This window comes from Spinactinospora alkalitolerans, assembly GCF_013408795.1.
GTDB lineage: Bacteria > Actinomycetota > Actinomycetes > Streptosporangiales > Streptosporangiaceae > Spinactinospora > Spinactinospora alkalitolerans.
Window position 1 is genome coordinate 1,557,147 of sequence record NZ_JACCCC010000001.1, and the last position, 25,694, is coordinate 1,582,840.

Below are 25,694 nucleotides of genomic sequence, written 5' to 3' on the forward strand. Positions count from 1 at the left end.
GCGCCGCCGACCCTCGGCGCGGGACCGAGCGGGGCGACACGCCCGAAGGAGGGCGCCGCCCGTGGCCGGGCACCGCACAATGGTGGGGACCGGCGTGCGGCGGAGCACCATGGCCGCCTGGGAACGCAGGGGCCACATTCTGCGATTGTTGGAGGGCTGCCTCGGTGACGTACCTTCTAGGGTTGCGCCTGGACGGACGCGATGTCCTGGTCGTGGGCGGGGGCCGCGTCGCGCAGCGCCGGGTGCCCGTTCTGCTCGACGCGGGCGCGCGGGTCACCCTGATCTCCCCCGAGGTCACGGCGACGCTGGAGGACCTCGCCGCGGCCGGCCGGCTGAGCTGGGAGCGGCGCGGGTACCGGCCCGGGGACGTGCGCGACGGGGACCTCGGCGACTTCTGGCTGGTGCACGTCGCCACCGACGACCCCGGGGTCAACGCCGCGGTGGCCGAGGAGGCCGACTCGGTCCGGGTGTGGTGCGTGCGCGCCGACGACCGGCACGCCTCTAGCGCCTGGACCCCGGCCAGCGGCTCCGCGGCCGGCGTCACCGTCGGGGTGATCGCCGACGGCGATCCGCGGCGCGCCGCCGGCCTGCGCGACGCCGTGACCGAGGGGCTGGCCGAGGGCACGCTGGACGCGCGCAGGGGCCGCGAGCCGCTGCGGGGGGTCGCCCTGGTCGGCGGCGGCCCCGGCGACCCCGGCCTGATCACGGTGCGCGGCCGCCAACTGCTGTCGCAGGCCGACGTGGTCGTGGTCGACCGGCTCGCCCCCACCTCACTGCTGGACCAGTTGCCCGGCGACGTCGAGATCGTCGACGCGGCCAAGATCCCCTACGGGCGCTCGACGACCCAGGAGGAGATCAACCGGGTGCTCGTCGACCGCGCCAAGCAGGGCCGGTTCGTGGTCCGGCTCAAGGGCGGCGACTCCTTCCTGTTCGGCCGCGGCGCCGAGGAGGCCGCGGCCTGCGTGCGCGAGGGAGTCCCGGTGACCGTCGTCCCCGGGGTCACCAGCGCGCTGGCCGGACCCGCCGCCGCGGGGATCCCGGCCACCCACCGCGGCGTCGCCCAGGACGTGCACATCGTCTCGGCGCACGTCGCGCCGGACGACGAGCGTTCCACCGTCGACTGGGGCGCGCTCGCCCGGGTGAACGGCACCGTGGTGGTGCTCATGGGCGTCGAGCGGATCGGTGCCATCGCCGCGGCGCTCATCGGGCACGGCCGGGCGCCCGACACCCCCGTCGCGATCGTGCAGGACGCCACCCTGCCCACCCAGCGGACGGTCGTCGCGACCCTGGAGACCGTGGAGGGGATCGCGGCCGAGGGCGGCGTCCGGCCTCCGGCGATCGTGGTCATCGGAGAAGTGGTGAACGCGGCCCGGGAGCTTGACATACTGCACGGAGGGCCCGATCATGCCGGTTCCCCGCCCCTGTCCGGTGAATCGGCGGCACGATCGGCCGATGACAGGAGTGACACGGGTCGCAAGGGGAATCGGGTTCTGTGACCGCGAAGACCGATGAGAAGGGCGGAACCGCCATGACCCGGCCGCCTGCTGTGCCGGAAGCGACGGGACCGGGACGATCGGCGCCCGGACGGTCCGCGGACGCGCGCGGCGGTCCGAAGCACCGTGGTCCCGTGGCCAGCGACGCGCAGTTGGAGAAGGTCCTCGAAACGCTGCGCGTCCGGATCCAGGACCTCGGATTCGCAGAGGGACTGCCCGGCGCCGACGAGGGCCGGACCGCCCGCAGCGACGTTCTGGCCCAGCTCGACGACTACGTGCTGCCGCGCGTGCGCAAGGCCGACACACCGCTGTTGATCGCCGTGGCCGGGTCCACCGGAGCGGGTAAGTCCACCCTGGTCAACAGCCTGGTGGGAGAACAGGTCACGACCACCGGCGTGCGCCGCCCGACCACCAACAGCCCGGTGCTCGCCTGCAACCCCGCCGACGTCGGCTGGTTCAGCGAGGCGTCCTTCCTGCCCACGCTGCCGCGCGTGCGCCAGCAGGGGCTGGCCATGCCGGGCAAGGACGGCATGCTGGTGCTGGCGGCGAGCGAGTGCATGCCCGAGGGGGTGGCGCTGCTGGACACCCCCGACGTCGACTCCGCCGTCGCCGCCCACCACGAGTTCGCCGCCAAGTTCCTCGACGCCGCCGACCTGTGGGTGTTCGTCACCACCAGCCGCCGCTACGCCGACGCGAGGGTGTGGGAGTTCCTGCAGGTCGCCCGGGACCGCGACACCTCGCTGGCCGTCGTGCTCTCGCGCGTGCCGCGGCGCGGCCGCGACCAGCTGGTCGACCACTTCGGCGCGATGCTGGAGGCCAACGGCCTGGGCCACGCCACCCGGTTCACCATCCCCGAGACCGACCAGGTCGCCGGGGGCAGGTTCACCGCCAACACCGCCGACCCCGTCCGCGACTACCTCGCCGACGTCGCCGGCGACCTGGTGCAGCGCGACACCGTCTCGCGCCGGACCTTCGCCGGCGTGCTGAACAGCTTCCGCACCCGGGTGCCCGAACTCGCCAAGCAGGTCGAGGTGCAGGCCGAGGCGGGCAGGGTCCTCGGCGCGGCCGTCGACTCCGCCCACTCCGCCGCGCTGGCGGAGATCGACGAGGCCACCCGCAACGGGTCGCTGCTGCGCGGCAACGTCCTCGCCCGCTGGCAGGACGTCGCGGCGAGCGGCGAGCTCGTCCGCTCCCTGCGCGTGCGCACCAGGCGCAGGGCCAAGGCCGGCACCGACCCCGCGTCCAGGGTGCACGCGCTGGACCAGGCGGTCCGCGACGGCGTCGAGGCGCTGGTCGTCTCCTCGGCCGAGCGCGCGGCCGAGGAGGTCGTGGAGCGCTGGGGCGCCGTCCCCGGGGCCGAGGCGCTCGCCGAGCGCCACGAGCTCGCCGGCGTCCCGGAGGACCTGCCCCGCAGGGCGCGGACGGCCATCGCGGCCTGGCGGCGCACCGTGGTGGACCTCATCGCCTCCGACGGCGTCGCCAAGCGGTCGGTGGCCCGGTTCGTCACCTACGACGAGGAGGCGTTCGCGCTGGTCCTCATCATCGGTCTGCTCGGCTTCGGCACCTCCGACGTCGCGGTGTCGCAAGGGACCAGCGCGGCCCCGCAGCGCCTGCTCAAAGCCCTGTTCGGCTCCGAATCGCTGCGTAACATCGGGGCCAGGGCCCGCGAGGACCTCCGGGCGCGCACAGGCGAACTCCTCCAGGAGGAGAGGCAGCGGTTCACCGACGCGCTGGCAGCGGCGCACCTGCCCGACGAGGACGACGCCGTCCAGCTCTACCAAGCCACGTACAACCTTGAGATTGCGCGATGACGACTCACCGGAACCCCGCTCAGACCGACGAGGAAGCGGGCGCGGCGCGGCCCCGGGACGGCGCAGCGGAGCCCGCCCCGCACGGTGACGGCACCCCTTCCGGGCCGACCGCCGGGCAGGACCGCCGGTCCGACGCCGACGGCGTCCCGGCCCAGCAGGACGCGCGGCCGTGGCGCGGGGCGTGGACCCGCCCGGCCCGGGACGCGGAGACGTCCGCGTGGGGTCCCGAGACGGGCGCCGGACCCGCGGCGGAGCGGTCCCCTGCGGCCCGCAGGCCCGGCTCCGGCGATGCGGCCACCGGCTCCTACCCGAACCTGCGCCGGGCCGTGGACGCCCACACCGATCCCGGTCCGGTGCCGAGCGGCGCCGAGGACCCGGAAGACGAGGGCCCGACGGCGGCCCCGGACGCGGGCTGGCGCCGCCCCGAGGCCCCGGCTCCGGCGGCAGCGGACCCCGCTCCGGGAGCGCCGGTCCCTCCCCGCCGCCGTCCGGAGGCCCCCGCCGCCGAGGCCGCCCCCGAACCGGCCGACGCCGCCGAGACCGCGCCGCTCGGGGAGGGGACCGACGGGCGGCCGGACGCGTCCGTCGATGAGGAGGCCGCCGAGCGCGGCGCCTCCGAGGACCCGGAGCCCCTGCCCAAGCGGGTCCCGCACGGGCGGCACGCCGCGCCCTCGCGCCGGGCCCCCGCCGAGGGCGGTGCGGCCGGTCGCGGCGACCCCGGCGACCCCGGCGACCCCGACAACCTCGCCGACTGGGTCGGCAGCCTGGTCGGAGCGGTGACCGAAGAGGATGCCATCGCCGGACGGCGCACCGGCCCCCTGCCCCGGGTCGACGCCGACGCCGCGGAAGACCCCGGGGACGGGGAGGCCGAGCCCGAGGGCGATCGGCGGGGGACCGCGGCGTGGACGCCGCCGGAGGAGGCCCGGAGCGAGGCCGGCGACGAGGAGGAGTACCGGCCCGCCACCCGGGAGAGCTGGCGCCCCATGCCGGCCACGACGCGCGCCGAGCTCATCGCGCGGCTCGACGCCCTGGCCACCCTCGTCGAGATCGGCAGGGACAACTTCGGTCCCGAGCTCATCACCCGGGCCCGCGGCCTGCTCAGCCACGCCGGGGCGCGGCTGCGGCTGTCCAGCGACCACACCGTGGTCGCGCTGGCCGGCGGCACCGGCAGCGGCAAGTCCTCGCTGTTCAACGCGCTGTGCGGACTGGAGTTCTCCCGGGTCGGCATCACCCGGCCGACCACGTCGTCGGCGCACGCCTGCGTGTGGGGCGTCGAGGGCGCCGACGGCCTGCTCGACTGGCTGGGCGTCCCGCCGCGCCACCGCCACTCCCGGGCCAGCGAGCTCGACAAGGGCGACTCCGACCTCACCGGACTCATCCTGCTGGACCTGCCCGACCACGACTCGGTCCGGGCCGAGCACACGGCCGAGGCCGAGCGCCTCATCGGGTCGGTCGACCTGCTGGTGTGGGTGCTCGACCCGCAGAAGTACGCCGACGCGGCGGTCCACCACCGCTACCTCGCCGAAATGGCGGGGCACGGTGCGGTGACGGTCGCCGTGCTGAACCAGGTGGACCGGGTGGACGACGAGGAGGTCGAGGAGCTCCTCACCGACCTCCGGCGGCTGCTGGAGACCGAGTCCGGGGTGCACCCGCGGGTGCTCACCTCCTCCACCGTCACCGGCCACGGCATGCGCGACCTGCGCGAGCTGCTGGTGGAGACGGTGGTCGAGCGTCGGGCCTCGATCGACCGCCTCGTCGCCGACCTGGAGCAGGTCACCCGGGACTTCGAGGCCCACGGCGACGCCGGGGGCGGCGCGGCGCACCTGCCCGACCACGCGCGCGGCGCCCTGGTCACCGAGCTGGCCGAGGCCGCCGGCGTCTCCGCCATCGCCGACGCCACCGAGACCGCGCACGAGCGCCGCGGGTCGGGGCTCGTCGGCTGGCCGGTCCTGCGCTGGGTGCGCCGGCTGCGGCGCGACCCGCTGCGCACGATGCAGCTGGACTTCCTGCGCGAGGACGTCAAGGGCGGGCTCAACGGGCCGATCGGGGTGCAGCAGGCCGAGATCGACACGGCCGTCGTCGACGCCGCCGACCGGGCCGCCGGGGAGCTGCCCGAGCCGTGGCCCAAGCGGGTGCGCTCCGCCGCGCGCCGCGACATCGACGAGCTGCCCGACCAACTGGGCCGGGCGATCGCCGACGCGGTGCCCGACGCCGACGAGACGCCGTCGTGGTGGCAGGCGGTCCGCGTCTGGCAGTACCTGCTGATCGCCATGGCGGGGGCCGGTCTGGTCTGGCTGGGGGTGCTGCTGGTCAGTTGGATCGGCGGCGGAATGACCGGGGTCGCGGTGCTGGACGACCCGGTCTTCATCGCGTTCGCCGCGGTGGTGTTCGTGGCGACCCTGCTCGTGGGCTGGCTGACCGACGTCGGCTGCCGCAATCTCGTCGCGGTCGCGGCGTCCCGTCAGCGCGAGCGCGTGGAGGAGCAGGGCACCGAGCGGGTGCGGGCCATCGCGGCCGAGCGGATCGCGGCCCCCATGGAGCGCGAGCTCGGGGAGTACCAGCGCTACTGCCGGGCACTGGCCGCCGCGCGGACGACGAAGACCCACTGAAGCCGGCGCCGGGGCGCCCGAGCGGCGAGGAACGCCCACCGTCGCCGCCGCTCTTTCGGTGAAGCCGCCCGCCACCCGGCCGAACGCGGGGCCGCGCAGCAGGTCTGAGCCGCCGTTCCAGTGGGACCGTGGAATCGGCGGTATCCGCTGAACACGACGACGCCGGACGGGGGGAGGACCCCCGCCCGGCGTCACCGTTCACAAGAACGCCGTCGGGATCAGACCCACTGGATGCCAGCGGTCATCATTCCTCCAACCCTTGTCAGATGGCGGGCACACCGACCACCCGGCTGCATCACCCGGTGGAGACGCCCCGCCTTCCCCCTCCTGGTCATCGGCCGCGCTCTCGCGCGATCGCCCGCCGGGACCCCGTTCGGCCCGGTGAGCCCGGGCCCGGATCCGGAGGGTCTCGGCGGCTTCACCGGCACCGGTCCGCCCGGCGGTCACGGGGTCCTCCCGAGCCGTGCGGCTCACCCCGGCCGTCGCCGCGCACGGCGGCAGCGGCGCCCTGCATGACCGTCCACAACGTCATCGATGCGGTGCAGCACGGCTCAATGTAGCGGTTTTCCCACTCTGATGCACAGTTAGCAATTACAGTATTACTCCATGTAATCTCTCATCGTGTTCTCAGTCGGTACCCCGCCGGCGCGGAGGGCGGTCGCCGACCACGGGGTCGGCTGACTCCGCCGGATCGGACGGCGGGCGGGAAGTCGGGAGGCCAGAATGACGGTGGCGCGGTCGGCCGTTACTGATCGTGAGCGGTCCTGGACCTCCAGGATGCGGGCGTGGCCGCTGTTCGCGCAGCCGCGCCCGCTGGCGTGCCTCGTCTTCCTCGTCATCGCGTGCGACCTCGTGCTCGCGGTCGCCGGCGGACTGGTCACCCGGATCCGGCTGGAGGAGGTCTGCACCGCCGCCGCGCTGGTCACCTGCGGGGTCGTCTGCGTGGAGGCCATGCGCAGGCTCGGCATGCCCGGCGGGGTGGTGCGGGACCTGCTCGGCGCGTGGTGGATCCCGATGCTGCTGCTCCTGCCGCCCTTCTACTCGCTGATCGTGCCGATCCCGATCTATGTGATGCTGCAGCTCCGGATCCGCCGGGCCGTGGTGTTCCGGCGGGTCTTCAGCGTGGCGTCGGTGGCGTTGGCGGGGTTCACCGCGTCGACGGCCTTCCACGCGATCGTCACCGGCGAGGTCGTCCTCCTCGACGGCGTCAGCGGAATCACCGAGCAGAGCGTCCTGATCAGCGGTCCGGGCCTCCTGGCCGCCGTGCTGTGCTGCGCGCTGTTCAGCGTCCTCAACACGGCGCTGGTGGCCGGCGCGGTGCGGCTCAGCGCGCGCGAGACGCCCAGGCGCCGGCTGATCTGGGACCGCGAGGCGATCCTGCTGGACTGGGCCGAACTGTGCGTGGGACTCACGGTGGCGATCCTGTGCGGGCTGTCGCTGTACCTGCTGGCGCTCGTCCTGCCGCCGGTGCTGCTGCTCCAGCGCAGCCTGCTGTTCCAGCAGCTCCAGACCGCGGCCCGCACCGACCCCAAGACCGGCCTGCTCAACGCCGCCACCTGGGAGCGCGAGGCCGAGGCCGAACTGGTGCGCGCGATGCGCTCGGGGCGTCCCCTGGCCGTGCTGATCATCGACATCGACCACTTCAAGGGGGTCAACGACACCTATGGGCACCTGTTCGGCGACCAGGTCCTCCTCGGCGTCGCCACCACCCTCACCCACCAGTTGCGCCAGTACGACGTCGTCGGGCGGTTCGGCGGCGAGGAGTTCGTCGTGCTGCTCCCCGGAGCGGACATGGCCGAGACGTGCCGGATCGCGGAGCGGCTGCGCTCGCGGGTGGGCCGCATGGCGCTGCCGGTGGACGAGACCACGGTGACCGTCACGATCTCGGTCGGAGCGGCGCTGCTGCGCGTGCACGGCCGCGACCTGATCGAACTGCTGGCAGCCGCCGACCTCGCGCTCTACCGGGCCAAGGACTCCGGGCGCAACCGCGTGTGCCTGCCGGTGTCGGGCATGCCGGACTTCACCGAGCGGCCCGCCGGGCGCCCCGGCGGCGGAGGTCGGACGGCCCCGGCGGCGGAGTAATCCACAGCCCCTGAAATCCGGGTTGTCGCGCTCCGCGGCCGTGCCGCACCGTGAACGCATGGTCACCAATGGCGACTCCCGCCCGAACCCCGTCCTGACCCTTTCCACCCCCACCGACATCATCGCCGCGATCCCGTTCCTGCTCGGTTTCCATCCGGGCGACGACGTCATCGTCATCGGCCTCGGCGGGCGCTCCGCCCGGGTCCGCCTCACCACCCGCTGCGACCTGCCGGCCGATCCCGCTGCGGCGGCGCAGCTCGCCTCCACCCTGATCGCGCCGCTCGGCAGGCAGGGGTGCGACCGGGTCCTGGCGGTGGGGTACGGACCGGCCGAACGCGTCACCCCCTGCCTGGAGGCGGTCCGGGAGATCCTGGCCGGATCCGGCGTGCGCGTCGCCGAGGCGCTGCGCGTCCAGGGCGGCCGCTACTGGTCCCATCTGTGCGGCTCGCCCCGGTGCTGTCCGCCCGGCGGAACCGCCTACGACGTCGGCTCCTCCGCGGTCCCGGCCGGAGCCGTCGCCGCGGGGCTCACCGCCCGGCGCGACCGGGAGGACCTCGCCGCATCGATCGCGCCCATCGGCGGGCGGGGCCGGGCCGACATGGAGCGGGCCACCCTGCGGGCCGAGACGCGGTGCGCCCGGCTGTGGGGCCGCTCGGATCCCGGCGGCCACGCCGCGTTCGAGATCGCCGTCCGGGCCGAGGGCGTGCGCACGGTGCGCCGGGTCGTCGCGGCGGCGCTCGGCGGCGATCCGCCCGAGGCCCCCGACACGATCGCCTGGCTCGGGGTCCTGCTGCTCTCGCTGCGGGTGCGCGACGAGGCGTGGGCGCACATCCGCCGCGAGCGCGCCCAGGCCCACGTCCTGCTGTGGCGGCACGTGCTGCGCCGGATCGAACCGCCCTACAGCGCCGCTCCCGGCTCCCTCCTGGCCTTCGCGGCATGGCTGAGCGGTGACGGCGTACTCGCCGACCTCGCCCTGGACCGCGTCGACGCCGCCGTCCCCGGCTACTCGATGGCGGAGCTGATCCGCCAGGCGCTGCGGTGCGGCGTCTCACCCGGCGACTGGCGGCACTTCACGCCAGAGTGGCTGGAGGGCCGTGCCCCCGTCGCGGAGCAGGACGGCGGCTGAGACCTCGAGGACTGGCCAGGGCACCGGCGGCGAAGCCCTAGTCTTGAAGACATGCCGGAGTACATCTACACGATGCGAAATGTGCGCAAAGCGCACGGCGACAAGGTTGTCCTGGACGACGTCTCGGGGTCGTTCCTGCCCGGAGCCAAGATCGGTGTCGTGGGGCCGAACGGCGCGGGCAAGTCCACGCTGCTGAAGCTGATGGCCGGCGTCGAACAGCCGTCGAACGGCGAGGCGCGGCTCATGCCCGGGTTCAGCGTGGGCATGGTGGCCCAGGAGCCCCAGCTCGACCCGGACAAGACGGTCCTGCAAAACGTCGAGGACGGCGTGGCCGAGACCAAGGCGATGCTCGACCGCTTCAACGAGATCGCCGAGAAGATGGCCACCGACTACTCCGACGAGCTGCTCGAAGAGATGGGCAGGCTGCAGGACAAGCTCGACCACCGCAACGCCTGGGACCTCGACAGCCAGCTCGCCCAGGCGATGGACGCGCTGCGCTGCCCGCCGGCCGACGCCGAAATCTCGGTGCTCTCCGGCGGCGAGAAGCGCCGCGTGGCGCTGTGCAAGCTCCTGCTGGAGCAGCCGGACCTGCTGCTGCTGGACGAGCCCACCAACCACCTCGACGCCGAGAGCGTGCAGTGGCTGGAGCAGCACCTGGAGAAGTACCCCGGCACGATCATCGCGATCACGCACGACCGCTACTTCCTGGACAACGTCGCCACCTGGATCCTGGAGCTGGACCGGGGCAAGCTCTACCCCTACGAGGGCAACTACACCACCTACCTCGACACCAAGGCCACGCGGCTGAAGGTCGAGGGCCAGAAGGACGTCAAGCGCCAGAGGCGCCTGCAGGAGGAGCTGGAGTGGGTCCGCTCCAACGCCAAGGCGCGCCAGACCAAGAGCAAGGCGCGGCTGCAGCGCTACGAGGAGATGGCGGCCGAGGCCGACAAGACCCGCAAGCTGGACTTCGAGGAGATCCAGATCCCGCCGGGCCCGCGCCTGGGCACCAGCGTGGTGGAGGTCAAGAACCTCACCAAGGGCTTCGATGACCGCGTCCTCATCGACGACCTCAGCTTCTCGCTGCCGCCCAACGGCATCGTCGGTGTGATCGGCCCCAACGGCGTGGGAAAGACGACGCTGTTCAAGATGATCGTCGGTGAGGAGAAGCCGGACTCCGGCAGCATCAACGTCGGCGACACGGTGAAGATCTCCTACGTCGACCAGTATCGCGGCCGGATCGCCGACGACAAGAACGTCTGGGAGGCCGTCTCCGACGGCGAGTCCTTCATCCGGGTCGGCAACGTCGAGATCCCGAGCCGGGCCTATGTCGCCGCGTTCGGGTTCAAGGGCTCCGACCAGCAGAAGCTCGCCGGTGTGCTCTCCGGTGGCGAGCGCAACCGGGTCAACCTCGCGCTCACCCTGAAGCAGGGCGGCAACCTGCTGCTGCTCGACGAGCCCACCAACGACCTCGACGTCGACACGCTCGGCTCGCTGGAGAACGCGCTGCTGGACTTCCCCGGCTGCGCCGTGATCACCAGCCACGACCGGTGGTTCCTGGACCGGGTCGCGACGCACATCCTGGCGTGGGAGGGCGGCTCCGACTGGTTCTGGTTCGAAGGCAACTTCGAGTCCTACGAGAAGAACAAGATCGAGCGCCTCGGCCCCGAGGCCGCGCGCCCGCACGCGGTCACGCACCGCAAGCTCACCCGGGGTTGACCCGGAGGCGGCGATGCGATCGGGGCCCGCGGAGGCTGCGGCGCGGCCCCGGCACCCGCGCAAAGCAGCGGGAGGGCATGACAGGGCCGTACTCTCCCGGCGGCCTTCGCGCGGAGGGCGACCAACGGTCGCCTTCCGCGCCGCCACGGCATAAGCTGGCAGACGATTATGACTTCCCCGCGCGATGACAGTGATGCCCCGGTGAGCTTCTACGAGGCGGTCGGCGGCGAGGAGACGTTCGTCCGCCTCGTCCGCCGCTTCTACGAAGGGGTCGCGGACGACCCTCTGCTGCGGCCCATGTACCCCGAAGAGGACCTCGGCCCCGCGGAGGAGCGGCTCCGGCTGTTCCTGATCCAGTACTGGGGCGGTCCCCGCACCTACGGCGAGCGCCGCGGCCATCCCCGGCTGCGCATGCGCCACTTCCCGTTCCGCATCGGCGCGGCCGAACGGGACCGCTGGCTGGTCCACATGCGCGCCGCGGTCGACGACCTCGGGCTGCCGGCCGAGCTGGACCGGCAACTGTGGGAGTACATGGTCTACGCCGCGCACAGCATGGTGAACGTGCCCGAGGAGGCGGCCGAACCCGCCGCCCGGGCGGCCGACCCCGCCTCCATCACGGTCAGGTCCGATGGCGGCGACGACGACGGCGGCGACGGCGAGGTCATCCGGATCTCGCTGAAGTAGCGCCGGGGGAGCGGCGGCCCACCGGCACGACGGCGACGGCCAGCGCGCAGAACAGCGCCGCGGCGGCGAACGCCGAGGTGAACCCTTGCCACGCGATCACCACGCCCATCAGCACCGGTGTCAGCGTGGAACTGACGGCCTGCAGCGAGTTCTGCGCCGCCATGGCCCGCCCGGCCCAGGCCAGGCCCGCCGTCTCGGCGACGGCGGTGAAGGTCAGCCCGTTGTGGCTCATCGACAGCACCAGGCAGGCGAGCAGGAGCGCGACGGCCGCCGCGGGAACGGCGACCGAGGCGCCGGCGAGCAGCAGCAGCGCGGCCCCCGAGACCGCGGCGATGATCCGCACCGGTCGCAGCCGACTGCCCACCCGGTCCGACCAGGCCCCGGTGCCCAGCCGGGCCAGCGCACCGGGGACCTGGGTGCCCGCGATGACCGCCCCGGCCAGCGGCGCCGACCAGCCGTGCTCCTCCACCAGGTAGACCAGCGCGTAGGTCATCACGGTGAACTGCGGGACGCCCAAGAGCATGCTTACGCCGTGCACCCGCCAGATGGCGGCGTGCCGGTAGGGCGAGGCGGTCTCGGCCGCCATCATGGCGTCCCCGCCCCGCGGGTCCGGGCCGGGCCGCACCGCGAAGACCGCCACCAGCGGAGCCATGGCCACGGCGAGCGCGGCCGGCAGCAGCATCGCCGCGACGAAGCCGTGCCGCTCGGCGATGATCGGCATCAGCGCGGCCGACAGCCCCATCCCGAGCGGTTGGGCGGCCTGGCGCAGCCCCATCGCCAGCCCCCGCTCGCGGGCGGAGAACCAGCCCAGCACCAGCCGTCCGCCTGCGGCGTTCACCGGTCCGCCCGCCGCGCCCACCAGGGTCAGCACGGCTCCGGCGGCGACAGGCCCGTCCACCGCCGCCAGCAGGGACAGCGCCGACGCGGTCAGCAGCAGGCTGGCCGTCATGGTGAACCGCTCGCCGTAGCGGTCGATGACCACGCCCCAGCCCGGCAGGGTCAGCAGCAGTCCGAGGCTCGGCAGCCCCGCCAGCGTCCCGGCCTGCGCGATCGTCAGGCCGTAGGCCTCCCGCAGGGCGGGGATGACGAACGGCACCCCGAACAGCGCGGAGATGCTCGCGATCTGGGCGACGATGGCGAGACAGAGGATGAACCAACGATTTCCCACGATCACCGGACCAGGCTCGTCAACGGTGTTGATCCGGGTTTCCCCGAGCTGCGGGCGAGCGGTCGGCGGCGACGGCGCCCGATCCGCCGCCGCGGACGCTACCTCCCGGTGGCCAGGTGGCCGAGCAGGTACTCCCGCTCCGCGTCGTCCAGGCGGCGGACGCGCTGGGCCTCCAGGTCGAACCCCACGAGGACCGACTTGGCGCGCAGGTAGACCTGCTCGTCGTCGAGGACCTCGTACTCCAGCGTGAAGCTGGCGTTCCTCACCTCGGTCACCCACGTCTCCACGCGCACCGGCTCGCGGCGCAGCAGCAGCGGCCGGACGTAGTCGGCCTCGTGGCGGGCCACCACCAGCCCGCCGAACCGCGACCGCCCGTCGGCGCGGTCGTCCCACCTCAGAAACGAGATGCGGGCGTCCTCCAGGTAGGTCAGCATCCGCACGTTGTTGACGTGGTTCAGCGGGTCGAGGTCGGCGAACCGGATGTGGGCGAGGTGCACGTGCCGGCGCGCGGACCCGCCGTCCCCGCTCCCGTTCCGCACGGCCTCTTCTGTCGCGACCTCTGTCACTGCTGCTCATCCCTTCTTCGACGCGGCATGTCCGATTGTGCCAACCGTCCGGCCGGTACGGCCGAACCGCCCCGGCCGATCGGGTCGGGGCGCGGCCACGGCCGGACCGGTGAGGAGGCTACCGGGGCGCCGTCCTGCGGCGGTCAGGCCGGCGGCACCGTCAGGCCGGTGTGGTGGGCGAGGAAGGCCAGCTGGTCGGCGCTCAGGCCGACGCTGCGGCTGACCGAGCGGGAGCTGTGCCCGACCTCGGCCTCGCAGCGCAGCAGGATCGGGCGCTCAGCCACGGACCCGGAGGTCGCGTGCTGCAGCGCCGCGCACATCTTGCGGGCGTGCAGCGGGTCGACCCGGGTGTCGTTGGCGAACACCGCGAACAGCGTCGCCGGATAGCGCACGCCCTCGTCGACGTTGTGGTACGGCGAGTAGTCGAGCAGCCAGTCCAGCGCCTCGGGGTCGTCGGCGCTGCCGTACTCGACGTTCCAGAGCTGGCCCAGGCCGAACCGCTCGTAGCGCACCATGTCCAGCAGCGGGGCCGAGCACACCGCGGCGGCGTACAGCTCCGGGCGCTGCGTGATCGCGGCCCCCACCAGCAGGCCGCCGTTGCTGCCGCCCATGACCGACAGCCGGTCGGCGGTGGTGACGCCGGTGGCGATCAGGTGCTCGGCCGCGCTCGCGCAGTCGTCGAAGACGTTCTGCTTGTTGCCGAGCATCCCGTCGCGGTGCCACTCCTCGCCCTCCTCCAGGCCGCCGCGCAGGTTGGCGATCGCGTACACGCCGCCGGCGCGCACCCAGGCCAGCGCCGTCGCCGAGTAGCCGGGGGTCAGCGAGACGGAGAAGCCGCCGTAGCCGTACAGGACGGTCGGCCGCGGGCCGTCGGCGTCGGGCGGGGAGAGCACCAGCATCCGCACCGGCGTGCCGTCGCGCGAGGTGTAGGTGACCTGCTCGGTTGTGACCTCGGGCGGTTCCGGGGCGCCCGGAGCGGTCGCCCACGACGTGACCTCGCCGGTGCGCGCGTCGTAGCGGTGGACGCCGACGGGGGAGGTGTTGTCGGTGTAGGTGAACCACGCCTCGTGGCCGCCCTCCGGGCGCTCCATAAGGCCGCCGATCGAGCCGAGGCCGGGCAGGGCGACCTCGCCGAGCCGCTCCCCTGTGTCGAGATCGTGCACGGTGACCTCGCTGATCGCGTGCCGCCGCCACCCGGCCAGCAGCAGCGGGGACTCCAGCTCGGCCCCGTCGAGGATCGCGAAGTCGCTGAGGACCGCGCCGGGGTCGGTGTCGATCAGGGTGCGCCAGTGCTCGTGGCCCGGAGTGCGCGGGTCGGTCACGCACAGCCGCCCGCGCGGCGCGTCGCGGTCGGTGAACAGGTACAGCCGGCCGTCCCGGCCGACGTAGGGGGAGGCGTCGGCGTCCACGTCCTCCTGGATGACCGACAGCAGCGGCGCCTCCGGGCCGCTCTCCGCCAGGTCGGCGATCCAGGCGTCGTTGCACGAGGAGGTGCCGCGGATGGAGGTCAGCAGCAGCCACCGGCCGTCGCGGCTCACCGCCACGCCGTAGTACTCGGTCTTGTCCCGGCCCTCGCCGAAGATCAGCACGTCCTCCTCGACGGGCGTGCCGACCCGGTGCAGGTAGACGCGCCGGTGGTACTGCTCCTCGCCCTCGGGCACCAGGTCGGGCGCCAGCCGCCGCACGTAGTAGAAGGCGTCGCCGCCGGGCAGCCAGGCGATGGGGGAGTAGCGGCAGCGGTCGATCGGCCCGTCCACCGCTTCGCCGGTGGCGACGTCCATGACCCGCAGCCGGGCCTCCTCGTCGCCTCCCTCGGAGAGCTGGTAGGCCAGCAGCCGGCCCTCGCGGTCCGGCCGCCAGGAGTCCAGCGTGGTGGTCCCGTCCGGGTCGAGGGCCGTGGGGTCGATCAGGGCGCGCTCGGCCCCGGAACCGGGGTCGACGGTGTAGAGCACGCCGTGCTCCTGCTCGGCCGTGCGGCGGGTGAAGAACCGCCGCTCGCCGCGCCAGGCCGGAGCGCCCTCGAACCCCGCGCCCAGCAGCGCGTGCACCTGGTCGCCGAACCACCGCCTGCCGGGCAGGTCCGCGGCCGCGTCGCCGAAGAGCGCGTCCTGGGCGCTGGACCATTCCTTGGTCCCGGTGGAGTCGGGGTCCTCCAGCCAGCGGTAGGGATCGGGGACCCGGCGGCCGTGCAGCTCCTCGGTGAGCTCCAGGCGCTCGGCGGAGGGGTAGCGGGGTTCAGGCATGCCATGAACTCTATCCGCACGCGGCGCGGCCCTCCCGTCGCGCCGGCGCCCGCACCGGACGGTCATCGGCTCCCGCGCCCCGCCGGTCTTCGTTGTTTTCGTGACACCACGCATAAATGGGGTGGCGGCAACCTGGTCTGACAAAGCAAACTGAATGCGGGACGTTACTCGGCGGGAAGCACCACCCACGGGAGGTCCGTGTGGCAACGCGAACAGTACCGGTCGCCCGGCCGGTCCACAGGGAGGTCTCCTGGCTGGCCGACAGGCTGGCCGGGGACGAGACACGGGCGGTCGGCGATCCGACGGCCCGGAGGTCGGCATGAGCGCCCGGCGCGGTACGGAGGGCGGCACAGTCAGCCGCCACGTGCTGCTGCTCAACGCCAGCTATGAACCACTGACGACCGTGCCGCTGCGCCGAGCGATCCTGCTGGTGTTGCGGGAAAAAGCCGAGGTCGTGCATTGCGACGCCGCCGGCGCCGTACTGCACTCGGCCACCACGGCGCTGTCGGTGCCGTCGGTCATCCGGCTGCGCCGCTACATCCGGGTGCCCTACCGGCGCCGGGTGCCGCTCACCAGGGTGGCGCTCATGCGCCGGGACGGACACCACTGCGCCTACTGCGGGAAGCGGGCCGAGACCATCGACCACGTGATCCCGCGCAGCCGCGGCGGCGCACACGTGTGGGAGAACGTCGTGGCCTCCTGCAAGACGTGCAACCACCGCAAGGCCGACCGTCTCCTGGACGAGCTCGGCTGGGAGCTGAACGTCACCCCCACGGTTCCCCGAGGGCTGCACTGGCGGCTCATCAACGGCGAGCAGCACGGCGACCCCCTGTGGGCGCCCTACATGGCGAGAACCGCGGCGTAGCCGCGGCGTCCGGGACCGGTCAAGGGTCCCACCCGGTCCCGGACGCGGTGGGTTCTACGGCCACCGAAGTGGAGTCCTGTTCAAATCTCAGGAAGGGCGGTCAGAACCGGTCCTCGCGCAATTCGGAGACGACCTCGGCGGAGTCGATGGTGCCATCGACCTGCCCCGGAGGCGGGGGGCAGCGGACCGGAGGCCGTGGCGGGGACAACCCGGCCAGGAGCCACCAGGTCATCAAGCTCTTCAGGGTGCGACTCCTCTTCTGTGGTCATACGGGATCACCGGTCCGAGCGCAGTTGCGTGATGCGCTGATTGCTCAAGTGCAGCAGTATCCCGGCATCGCGGGCCGAGAGACCGTCGAGGGCCTCGACTGCCTCTTGTGCGGCCTGCCGGTAGTGCTCTTCGGCGGCCTCGCGCTCGCGGCGGGCCCGTTCGAACTCCTCGACCGCTCGGGCCATCCGAGGGGGCAGCCGGTAGTCCCATTCCAGGTCGAAGGAATCGAAGTCCTTGTCGAGGAGCAGTGCCAGGCCGTCGCGCAGTTCATCCTCGATTCGGTCCAGCCGCCGCGACTCCACAACGCCGCCCGCGATGCCATCGGTGACGGCGACCCACCGCTTGTCCTCCTGGCGGACCGTGACGCGATAAACCGGCCTATCCATGGTCGAGCCACCCCTTTCCAAAAGCCGGCTCCAAGGCTTCCTCGATGCCGTTCAGCGTTCCCCGAGCGAGATCATGGCTGTGGCCGGGGATGATGCTCTGGGCGACGACGTCTCCATTGCCGTCGAGAACCTGCCAGACCTGATGCGACCCCTTACCCCGAAACCCCGAACGCGGCCACCGGTGACCTTGCGCTGGAGAGTGAGCCCTTTTCTACGGGCGTGCGCTCGGGCTGCGCGAAGGACTTCGGCGGGAGTTTTGGAACCTCGAACCGTGCGACAAGCCTAGGGTGCTAGGCTTAAATTTGCCTATCAATCTAGGCAGACGTGGAGAACCGGCGCCTCCTATCCTGGTGCCATGCCTCGCTATGACTACCGCTGCCGCTCCTGCGGTGACACCTTCGAAGTCTCCCGTCCGATGGCGCGGGCCAACGAGCCCGCCGAGTGTCCGCAGGGCCACGACGACACCGTGAAGCTGCTGTCCACCGTCGCCGTCGGCGGCGTCGCGCCGCAGCCCAGCGGCGGTGGCGGCGGGTGCTGCGGCGGGGGGTGCTGCGGCTGAGCCGCGCGGCGCTGGAAACGGCGAGGGGGTGGCCGCGCGGTCCGCGCGGCCACCCCCTTCTCGTCGTCGCTACAGGCCCCGCTGCTCCAGCTGGGTGACGTCGCGGGCGGCACCGGTGGAGGCCGACGTCGCCATCGCCGCATAGGCGCGCAGCGCCGCGCTCACCGGGCGCTGCCGGTCCTTCGGGCGGAAGCCGCCCAGCTCCTCCAGCAGGGCGCGGCGGCGCTCGGCCAGCTCCTCGGCCGCGACCTCCAGCGCCAGGCCCCGGTTCGGGATGTCGATGCTGATGACGTCGCCGTCGCGGACCAGGGCGATGTCACCGCCCGCCGCGGCCTCGGGGGAGGCGTGCCCGATGGACAGCCCCGAGGTGCCGCCGGAGAACCGGCCGTCGGTGATCAGCGCGCACGCCTTGCCCAGGCCGCGGCCCTTGAGGAAGCTGGTCGGGTAGAGCATCTCCTGCATGCCGGGGCCGCCCTTGGGGCCCTCGTAGCGGATGACCACGACGTCGCCGGGTTCGATCCGCTTGTTCAGGATGCCCTCGACCGCGTCCTCCTGGCTCTCGAACACCTTGGCCGGGCCGGTGAACGTCCACAGCTCCTCCTCGACGCCCGCGGTCTTGACGATCGCGCCGTCGGGGGCGAGGTTGCCGGACAGCACCGCCAGACCGCCGTCGGCGGTGTAGGCGTGCTCGACCGAGCGGATGCAGCCGGCCTCGCGGTCGGTGTCCAGACTGTCCCAGCGGGCGTCCTGGGAGTAGGCCTTGGTGGTCCGCCGACCGCCCGGGGCCGCGTGGAACAGCTCCACCGCCTCGGTGTCGACCGAGTCGGAGCCCAGATCCCATTCCGCCAGGAACTCCGCCACGGTCTTGCCGTGGACGGTGGGCAGCGAGGTGTCGATCAGGCCGCCCCTGGCCAGCTCGCCCAGGATCGCCGGGATCCCGCCGGCCCGGTGGACGTCCTCGATGTGGTACTTCTCGGTGTTCGGCGCGACCTTGCACAGGCAGGGCACCCGCCGCGACAGCTCGTCGATCTCGGGCAGCCCGAACTTCACGCCCGCCTCGGTGGCCGTGGCCAGCAGGTGCAGGATCGTGTTCGTGGAGCCGCCCATGGCCACATCCAGCGCCATCGCGTTGCCGAACGCCGCGGGGGTGGCGATGGACAGCGGCAGCACCGACTCGTCGTCGTCGCGGTAGTAGCGGTTCGCGGCCTCGACGACGAGGCGGCCGGCGTCCTCGTAGAGCCGCTTGCGCGCGACGTGCGTGGCCAGCACCGTGCCGTTGCCGGGCAGCGCCAGGCCGATGGCCTCGGTGAGGCAGTTCATCGAGTTGGCGGTGAACATGCCGGAGCAGGAGCCGCAGGTGGGGCAGGCCGCCTCCTCCATCTCGTCCAGCTCGGCCTGGGAGACGCTCTCGTCGGCGGAGGCGATCATCGGGTTGATCAGGTCCAGCTTGCGGACCTTGGTGGCGGTGCCGTCGACCACGGTGACCTTGCCGGCCTCCATGGGGCCGCCGGAGACGAACACCGTCGGGATGTTCAGCCGCATGGCGGCCAGCAGCATGCCCGGGGTGATCTTGTCGCAGTTGGAGACGCACACGAGCGCGTCGGCGCAGTGCGCGTTGACCATGTACTCGACGGCGTCGGCGATCAGCTCGCGGCTGGGCAGCGAGTAGAGCATGCCGCCGTGGCCCATGGCGATGCCGTCGTCGACGGCGATGGTGTTGAACTCCCGCGGCACGCCGCCGGCCTCGCGCACGGCCCCGGCCACCACGTCGGCGACCTCGCGGAGGTGCACGTGGCCCGGGACGAACTGGGTGAAGCTGTTGGCCACCGCGACGATCGGCTTGCCGAAGTCCTCGCGTTCCACGCCGGACGCGCGCATGAGAGCGCGTGCGCCGGCCATGTTCCTGCCATGGGTGACCGTGCGTGAGCGAAGCGCGGGCATGGGGTGAGCTCCCGTCGAGACGAACCGGTACCAGGGTGCTCAAGGCGGTGCGGAGCCGGTGCGGCCGCCGGTCCGCTGCGCGCAGCGGTGCCGGGCGACGGTTCCCGCCTTGGGGTCGGGTACAACGTGCAGTTCTACCGATGGTATCCCCGCGGGTGAAATGCTCGCGTCTCGATGGCAAAGATCGATCATCTCAAATGGTGAGATGTGGGTCTCCGTCGACCGCGGCCGCCCGGTCCGGCCCGCTCAGCCCCGCGGCGGCAGGACCTTCTCGGCCGCCAGGTAGATCTCCTCGATCTCCCGGTCGCTGAGCCGGTCCTTGCCGGCGCGCAGCCACCTGCGGACCTTGGTGCCGGTGATGATGTCGACGCCGCGCAGCCGATGGCTGTCCCAGGGCATGGTGGGCCCGTAGATGGCCAGCGACGCCCGCACGGTGATCGGGCGGCCCAGCTCCTCGCTGATCAGCCGCTCGGCCTTGCGCGCCTCGTCCAGCGCCTCGTCGATGCGCTCGTTCTTGGAGAACCGGCCGTGGTAGAGCTTCTCCAGCTTGTTGCGCAGCGGGAGCCGCTTGTCCCACGCCTCGGAGTCGATCGCGAACGCGCCGCGCCGGCCCACGACGAAATGGTCGATCTGGCCGTTGCCGCCGGGGGTCCTGCGGGCGTGCAGGACGCGGTAGCCGACCCGCTTCATGACCTTGAGCTGGGCCTCGGTGCGACGCTGGGCGGCCGAGGGCCTGCGCCAGTGCGGGATCTCGGACCGGCGCCTGGAGGAGTGGACCTGGAAGGCGATCAGGACGGCCACGGCGAACGTGGCGCCGATGCGCCAGTCGGCGGTGAGGAGCCCGGCCAGCAGCCCGGCGGCGACGGCGGCGGCGCCGCGGAGCGACCAGCGCCGGGCGGCTCCCGGCATCAGCAGGGTCCCGTAGGTGGCCCGGGTCCTGTCCTTGGCTCCCTTGGAGTCGTCGGAATCCCTGCGGTCGGCGCCGCGCGTGACAAAGGGAGAGGTGGAGCCCGATCCCTGCCGGCGGGCGTCCTCGGAGGACGGAGCGTTGCCGTTCTTGGTGCTGGTTGCCGATTCCACGATGCTGAGAGTAGTTCGATCCTTATCCGAGTCCTAGTCCGGGAAAACTCACACTTTTGTTCCTTGGTGAAGGGGCTTTCTCACGTGTTCGGAGAGTCTTGGCCGGGAATGATGGTTCTTCCCACCTCTCTAGAGAGGCCCTCCGGCCCCCGCTGCGCCCCGGGATCCCCGGCACCCTACTCTCGGTGCGTGAGCGAGATTCATGATCTGAGCGCAGTGGAGCAGGCGGAGCGCATCCGCCGCCGCGAGCTGTCCCCCGTCGAGGTCACCGATCACTACCTGGCCCGGATCGAGCGGTTCGACGACCTTCTCGGCGCCTTTATTACGGTCACTCCGGAGCTGGCCAGAGAACAGGCCGAAAAAGCGGAAAATCGAGTCCTCTCCGACACGCCGGATGAGCTCCCACCCCTCCTGGGCGTGCCGGTCCCGATCAAGGACCTGGACATGCTCGCCGGCGTGCGCTGGACCTGGGGCTCCCGGGTCCACGCCGACCAGGTGGCGCAGGTCGACGAGGACTTCGTCGCCGAGCTGCGCCGGGCGGGCGCGGTGTTCACCGGCAAGACCAACACGCCCGAATTCGGCATGTCCTGCTACACCGAGAACGACATCGCACCGCCCGCGCGCACGCCGTGGGACCTGTCGCGTTCGGCCGGCGGTTCCAGCGGAGGGGCCGCGGCGGCGGTCGCCGCAGGCCTGGCGCCGATGGCGCAGGGCAGCGACGGCGGCGGCTCGATCCGCATCCCGGCCAGCGCGTGCGGACTCTACGGCATCAAGCCCAGCCGGGGCCGGGTCACCCAGGCGCCGGTGCGGCCGGACCTCATCGGCCTGTCCGCCACCGGCCCGCTCAGCCGCACGGTGCGCGACGCCGCGCTGATGCTCGACGTCATCGCGGTCAACCGGCCCGGCGACTACCACACCGCGCAGCCCCTGCCCGAGGGCGAGACGTTCCTCTCCCACGCCGATCGGGACCCCGGGCGGCTGCGCATCGCCCGGTTCGCCACCCCGCCGGTGCCGGGCGTGGAGCCGCACCCCGACGTCGTCGATGCCTACGAGGACGCGACGCGGCTGCTGGTGGGCCTGGGCCACGAGGTGGAGGAGATCCCCGCCCCCTTCGACGGGTCGCTGCTGCGCCTGTTCGAGGTCGTGTGGGCGGCGATGGCCACGCGCTACCCCGTGCCCGAGCACGAGGAGGGCCGGCTCCGCCCGCTCACCCGATGGCTGCGCGAGCGCGCCGGGCAGAGCTCGATCGCCGACTACCTCGACGCCACCACCGGTCTGCAACAGGGGGTCAGGGCCGCCCTGCCGCGCCTGGAACGCTACGACGCCGTGCTCAACCCGACGCTGGCCGCGCCCCCGGTGGAGGTCGGCCACTTCGACTCGGGGGCCGACCCCGCGGAGGAGTTCCGCCGGATGACGCTGTTCACCCCGTTCACCACGGTGTACAACGTCTCCGGCCAGCCGGCCGTGAACGTCCCGCTGCACTGGAACGGGGACGGGCTGCCGATCGGCGTCATGCTCGCCGGGCGTATGGGCGGGGAGGCGACGCTGATCTCGCTGTCGGCCCAGTTGGAGGCCGCCCGGCCGTGGATCGGCCGCAAACCGCCGATCTGGACGGAGTAGCCGCAGGCGGCGGCCGGGCCCCGCCGGGCCCCTGCCCGGCGGGGCCGTCCCGCGGCTCCTGCGGTCAGCGCCCTGCGCTCGGGCCCGGCCGGACGAACAGGCTGAGGAGCGCGGCTCCCAGGGCGAGCAGGGCGGCCCCCGCCACACCGGCGGCGACGCCGCCGAGGTCGATCAGCCAACCGGTCAGTGGGGCGGCGAACGAGATCCCGGTGGTGGTCGCGGTGGACAGCCAGCCGAACGCCTCGGCGCGGCGGTGCTCCGGCGCGAGCTCGCCGAGCCGGTCCATCACCGCGGCCAGGGTCGGCGCGATCGCCAGACCCGAGGCGAACAGCACCGGCGAGATCAGCCACGGCGAGGGCAGGTGCAGGACCGGCGGCAGCAGCGGGACGAGCAGGGCGGTGCCCGCCGCCGCGCCGAACGCCCGCCGCGGGATGTGCGGCGCGCCGGGCAGGCCGCCGGCGACCAGGCCGCCGACCAGCGAACCGAGCGCCCAGATCGCGGCCAGTCCGCCGGCGTAGCCCGGAGCGCCGAGCTCCCGCGCCCAGGCCACGATCACCAGGTCGACGGCGCCCAGGCCGCCGACCAGCAGCAGGCACAGCCCGATCACCAGCGCCAGCGGCGGGTGGCCGAGCAGGGAGCGCCGCGGTCCTCCCTGCGCGCCGCCGATCCCCGCGACCCCCGTCAGACCGGCCCGGCGCAGCGCGACGGCGAAGCCGAGCGCGCCGGTCAGGGAGACCGCGGCCAGCAGGACGACGGCGCCCCGGCCTCCGATGACACCGACCGCGCCCGCGGCCAGCAGCGGGCCCACCACGAACAGCAGCTCCTGCAGGGTGGCCTCGGAGGCGTACACGGCCTGCCGCGCCGGTCCGGTGGTGATGCGCGGCCACAGCGCCCGGCCGATCTGGCCGGCCGGCGGCAGCAAGAGGCCGGTGACCAGGGCGAGGGGAATGGCGGCCCACCACAGCGCGGCGGGCAGCAGCGCCAGGGCGGCCAGGCCGGCGGCGTAGCCGAGGCCGGAGCCGGCCATCAGCCGGTCGGTGGAGCCCCGGTCCGCCATGCGTCCCCGGACCGGCCCGGCCAGCGCGGTGCCCACCGTGAGCGCGCCGGAGACGAGCCCGGCCAGCGCGTAGGAGTCCGTCCACCCGGCGACCAGGAACGTCACCGCGATGGGCAGCCCGGCGATGTGCAGGCGGGCCAGCAGCGACCAGAAGAGCAGTGAGGGGAGACGGGGGACGCCGAGCAGCCGGCGGTAGGACGTCAGCACTCGGTTCATTATGCCGGTCGATCGGTGCCGGTCTGTGGCGAATGGGGTGCTCTGTCGCTTTTCGCTCCGGCTCGGGTCCCCCGATGCGTCGGGGATCCGGGGCATTCGCATGGTGGACGGGCGAGGGCCCCACGCATAGGGCATCATCGGTTTCTGTGAGTGATGCTGAGCTGACCCGGCTGGCGGAGGAACACGGTGTCGCGACGACCTACGTCGACTGGCGCGGCGCCCGGGTGACCGTGCCGGCCGACACCCTGCGCCACGTCCTGACGGCCCTGGGGCTGGACGTCGCCGATCCCCGCGCGGCGCTGGAGGCGCACTGGGAGCGCCAGGCCGGCCGCATGCTCCCGCCGGCGGTCGTCACCCGATCCGGGCGCACCCCCGGCCTGTCGCTGCCCGACGGGGCCCGGGCCTGGGTGGAGCTGAACAGCGGCTCCTGGGCCGAACTCGGGCCCGACCTGCCGCTCGGCACGCACCTGCTGCACGTCGAGCACGGCGACGTCCGCAGCCGCGCCCCGCTGCTCGTGGCGCCCGGCCGGCTCGCCGGGCCCCCGGCCGTGCCCGACCGCCGGACGTGGGGGCTCATGGCCCAGCTGTACTCGGTGCGCTCCCGGGCCTCCTGGGGGCTGGGGGACCTGCGCGATCTCGCCGAGCTGTCCGACTGGAGCGCCCGTGACCTCGGCGCCTCCTTCACCCTGGTCAATCCGATCCACGCCACCGAACCCGTCCCGCCCATCGAGCCCTCGCCCTATCTGCCGGTCAGCCGCCGCTACGCCAGCCCGCTCTACATCCGCATCGAGGACGTCCCGGAGTACATCAACCTGGAGCCGGTGCACCGGGAGGCGATCCAGCGCCTGGCCCGGCCGCTGCGCGAGCAGGGCCGCACCGCCGACCTGCTCGACCGCGACGCCGTCTGGTCTGCCAAGCGGGCGGCCCTGGAGATGCTCTATCAGGTGCGGCGCAGTCCCGCACGGGAGGCGGCCCTCCAGGCCTACCTCGAACGCGAGGGCGCGCCGCTGGTGGAGTACGCCACCTGGTGCGCGCTGGCCGAGGAGCACGGCTTCGACTACCGGCGCTGGCCCCGGCCGCTGCGCGACGTGGGCGCGCACGCCGTGGGCGCCGAGGCGCTGCGGCGCTGGCCCACGGTCGACTTCCACCGCTGGGTGCAGTGGATCCTGGACGACCAGCTCGCCGCGGCGCAGGCCAGCGCGCGGACCGCCGGGATGGCGGTGGGCATCGTGCACGACCTCGCCGTGGGCGTTCAGGCCGGCGGCGCCGACGCCTGGATGTACCGCGACGCCCTCGCCTCAGGCGTCAGCGTGGGCGCGCCGCCCGACGAGTTCAATCAGCAGGGCCAGGACTGGGCGCAGCCGCCCTGGCACCCCGTCCGGCTGGCCGAGCAGGGCTACCTGCCGTTCTCCCAGCAGATGCGCCAGGCGATGCGGCACGCCGGCGGGATCCGGGTGGACCACGTGATGGGGCTGTTCCGGCTGTGGTGGGTGCCCGAAGGGGCCTCGCCCGCCGAGGGCACCTACGTCCGCTACGACCACGAGGGCATGGTCGGGGCGCTGGCCCTGGCCGCGCACGAGTGCGGCGCGCTCGTGGTGGGGGAGGACCTCGGAACGGTGGAGCCGTGGGTGCGCGGCCACCTCGCCGACCGGGGCATCCTCGGCACGTCGGTGCTGTGGTTCGAGCGCGACGCCGACGGACCGCGCCGCCCCGAGCGGTGGCGCCGGGACTGCCTGGCCACCGTCGCCACCCACGACCTGCCGCCCGTGGCGTCCTACCTGTCGGCCGAGCACGTCGAGCTGCGCGACCGGCTGGGGCTGCTGACCCGCCCGGCGGAGGAGGAGCGCGCCGAGGCCGAGCGCCAGGTGGCCTCCTGGCGCGCCCTGCTGGTGGAGCTCGGCCTCCTGGACGCCTCCGTCGATCCGGTCTCCGACCCCGGTGCCGTGGTGGCGGCGCTGCACGCCTACCTGGCCCGTACCCCCGCCCGGATGATCGGCGTCGCGCTGACCGACGTGGTGGGCGAGCGCCGCATGCAGAACCAGCCCGGAACCAGCGACGAGTACCCGAACTGGCGCATCCCGCTGACCAACGCCGAGGGCGAGCCGATCCTGCTCGACGAGCTGATGGCCGATCCGCGGCTCGTCGAGTCGGCCCGCCGGGTGCTGCACCCGATCACCGGGGACTTCCACCCGAGGACGTGAG

General features: G+C 73.3%; 19 protein-coding genes. 11 read left to right on the forward strand and 8 right to left on the reverse strand.

Annotation, left to right across the window (positions count from 1 at the left end; translation table 11 throughout):
- Window positions 1-164 precede the first annotated feature (164 nt).
- From cobA to HDA32_RS06970, 7 genes are all read left to right on the forward strand, one after another.
- Window positions 165-1,496 carry a uroporphyrinogen-III C-methyltransferase gene (gene cobA, locus HDA32_RS06940; RefSeq protein WP_179642419.1) on the forward strand — a complete coding sequence of 444 codons (1,332 nt, stop codon included), beginning with the start codon at window positions 165-167 and terminating at the stop codon, window positions 1,494-1,496.
- A gap of 32 nt (window positions 1,497-1,528) precedes the next feature.
- Window positions 1,529-3,304 carry a GTPase gene (locus HDA32_RS06945; RefSeq protein WP_179646514.1) on the forward strand — a complete coding sequence of 592 codons (1,776 nt, stop codon included), beginning with the start codon at window positions 1,529-1,531 and terminating at the stop codon, window positions 3,302-3,304.
- The gene (locus tag HDA32_RS06950; RefSeq protein WP_179642420.1) at window positions 3,301-5,913 is read left to right on the forward strand and encodes a YfjP family GTPase; all 2,613 of its coding nucleotides are present in this window, start codon (window positions 3,301-3,303) and stop codon (window positions 5,911-5,913) included. Before HDA32_RS06945 ends, HDA32_RS06950 begins: the two co-directional genes overlap by 4 nt.
- A gap of 723 nt (window positions 5,914-6,636) precedes the next feature.
- Entirely contained in the window at window positions 6,637-7,995 is a 1,359-nt protein-coding gene (locus HDA32_RS06955) for a GGDEF domain-containing protein (protein WP_179642421.1), read from the forward strand.
- 58 nt (window positions 7,996-8,053) lie between these two features.
- Complete coding sequence (locus tag HDA32_RS06960) at window positions 8,054-9,121, forward strand: DUF4192 domain-containing protein (protein ID WP_179642422.1); 1,068 nt, start codon at window positions 8,054-8,056, stop codon at window positions 9,119-9,121.
- A gap of 51 nt (window positions 9,122-9,172) precedes the next feature.
- Window positions 9,173-10,837 (forward strand): energy-dependent translational throttle protein EttA, encoded by a 1,665-nt coding sequence (gene ettA, locus HDA32_RS06965; protein WP_179642423.1) that lies wholly within the window; start codon window positions 9,173-9,175, stop codon window positions 10,835-10,837.
- A gap of 168 nt (window positions 10,838-11,005) precedes the next feature.
- The gene (locus HDA32_RS06970) at window positions 11,006-11,521 is read left to right on the forward strand and encodes a globin (RefSeq protein WP_179642424.1); all 516 of its coding nucleotides are present in this window, start codon (window positions 11,006-11,008) and stop codon (window positions 11,519-11,521) included.
- Here the strand turns inward: HDA32_RS06970 and HDA32_RS06975 are convergent.
- The 3 genes from HDA32_RS06975 to HDA32_RS06985 form a co-directional block, all read right to left on the reverse strand.
- Window positions 11,499-12,695, reverse strand: coding sequence for an MFS transporter (locus tag HDA32_RS06975; protein ID WP_376766940.1), 1,197 nt, complete (start codon window positions 12,693-12,695; stop codon window positions 11,499-11,501). The two genes, HDA32_RS06970 and HDA32_RS06975, sit on opposite strands and share 23 nt — an antisense overlap.
- Before the next feature lie 92 nt (window positions 12,696-12,787).
- Window positions 12,788-13,255, reverse strand: a complete 468-nt coding sequence (locus tag HDA32_RS06980) for an acyl-CoA thioesterase (protein ID WP_312863076.1) — start codon at window positions 13,253-13,255, stop codon at window positions 12,788-12,790.
- 143 nt (window positions 13,256-13,398) lie between these two features.
- A complete protein-coding gene (locus HDA32_RS06985) occupies window positions 13,399-15,498 on the reverse strand; it encodes a prolyl oligopeptidase family serine peptidase (protein WP_179642425.1) in 2,100 nt (699 codons plus the stop codon).
- A gap of 364 nt (window positions 15,499-15,862) precedes the next feature.
- Between HDA32_RS06985 and HDA32_RS06990 the strand changes: the two genes are divergently transcribed.
- Window positions 15,863-16,363: an HNH endonuclease gene (locus HDA32_RS06990; protein ID WP_179646517.1), complete on the forward strand. Its 501-nt coding sequence runs from the start codon at window positions 15,863-15,865 to the stop codon at window positions 16,361-16,363.
- A 100-nt stretch (window positions 16,364-16,463) separates the two neighbouring features.
- On the opposite strand, the gene HDA32_RS31345 is transcribed toward HDA32_RS06990, so the two are convergent.
- Both HDA32_RS31345 and HDA32_RS06995 read right to left on the reverse strand, forming a co-directional pair.
- Window positions 16,464-16,595 (reverse strand): hypothetical protein, encoded by a 132-nt coding sequence (locus tag HDA32_RS31345; RefSeq protein ID WP_281370373.1) that lies wholly within the window; start codon window positions 16,593-16,595, stop codon window positions 16,464-16,466.
- Between the two features lie 43 nt (window positions 16,596-16,638).
- Complete coding sequence (locus tag HDA32_RS06995; protein ID WP_179642426.1) at window positions 16,639-17,019, reverse strand: MerR; 381 nt, start codon at window positions 17,017-17,019, stop codon at window positions 16,639-16,641.
- Between the two features lie 355 nt (window positions 17,020-17,374).
- Here HDA32_RS06995 and HDA32_RS07000 point away from each other — a divergent pair, with 355 nt between their 5' ends.
- A complete protein-coding gene (locus HDA32_RS07000; RefSeq protein WP_179642427.1) occupies window positions 17,375-17,578 on the forward strand; it encodes an FmdB family zinc ribbon protein in 204 nt (67 codons plus the stop codon).
- A gap of 69 nt (window positions 17,579-17,647) precedes the next feature.
- Here HDA32_RS07000 and ilvD read toward each other — a convergent pair whose 3' ends face one another.
- Both ilvD and HDA32_RS07010 read right to left on the reverse strand, forming a co-directional pair.
- Window positions 17,648-19,519: a dihydroxy-acid dehydratase gene (ilvD, locus tag HDA32_RS07005; RefSeq protein WP_179642428.1), complete on the reverse strand. Its 1,872-nt coding sequence runs from the start codon at window positions 19,517-19,519 to the stop codon at window positions 17,648-17,650.
- 246 nt (window positions 19,520-19,765) lie between these two features.
- Window positions 19,766-20,428, reverse strand: coding sequence for a nuclease-related domain-containing protein (locus tag HDA32_RS07010; RefSeq protein WP_179646518.1), 663 nt, complete (start codon window positions 20,426-20,428; stop codon window positions 19,766-19,768).
- A 360-nt stretch (window positions 20,429-20,788) separates the two neighbouring features.
- On the opposite strand from HDA32_RS07010, the gene HDA32_RS07015 reads away from it, so the two are divergent.
- The gene (locus HDA32_RS07015; protein ID WP_179642429.1) at window positions 20,789-22,219 is read left to right on the forward strand and encodes an amidase; all 1,431 of its coding nucleotides are present in this window, start codon (window positions 20,789-20,791) and stop codon (window positions 22,217-22,219) included.
- Window positions 22,220-22,283: 64 nt separating this feature from the next.
- Here HDA32_RS07015 and HDA32_RS07020 read toward each other — a convergent pair whose 3' ends face one another.
- A complete protein-coding gene (locus HDA32_RS07020; RefSeq protein WP_246334258.1) occupies window positions 22,284-23,492 on the reverse strand; it encodes an MFS transporter in 1,209 nt (402 codons plus the stop codon).
- A 146-nt stretch (window positions 23,493-23,638) separates the two neighbouring features.
- Between HDA32_RS07020 and malQ the strand changes: the two genes are divergently transcribed.
- Window positions 23,639-25,693 carry a 4-alpha-glucanotransferase gene (gene malQ / locus HDA32_RS07025; RefSeq protein WP_179642430.1) on the forward strand — a complete coding sequence of 685 codons (2,055 nt, stop codon included), beginning with the start codon at window positions 23,639-23,641 and terminating at the stop codon, window positions 25,691-25,693.
- The last annotated feature ends 1 nt before the right edge of the window (window position 25,694 follow it).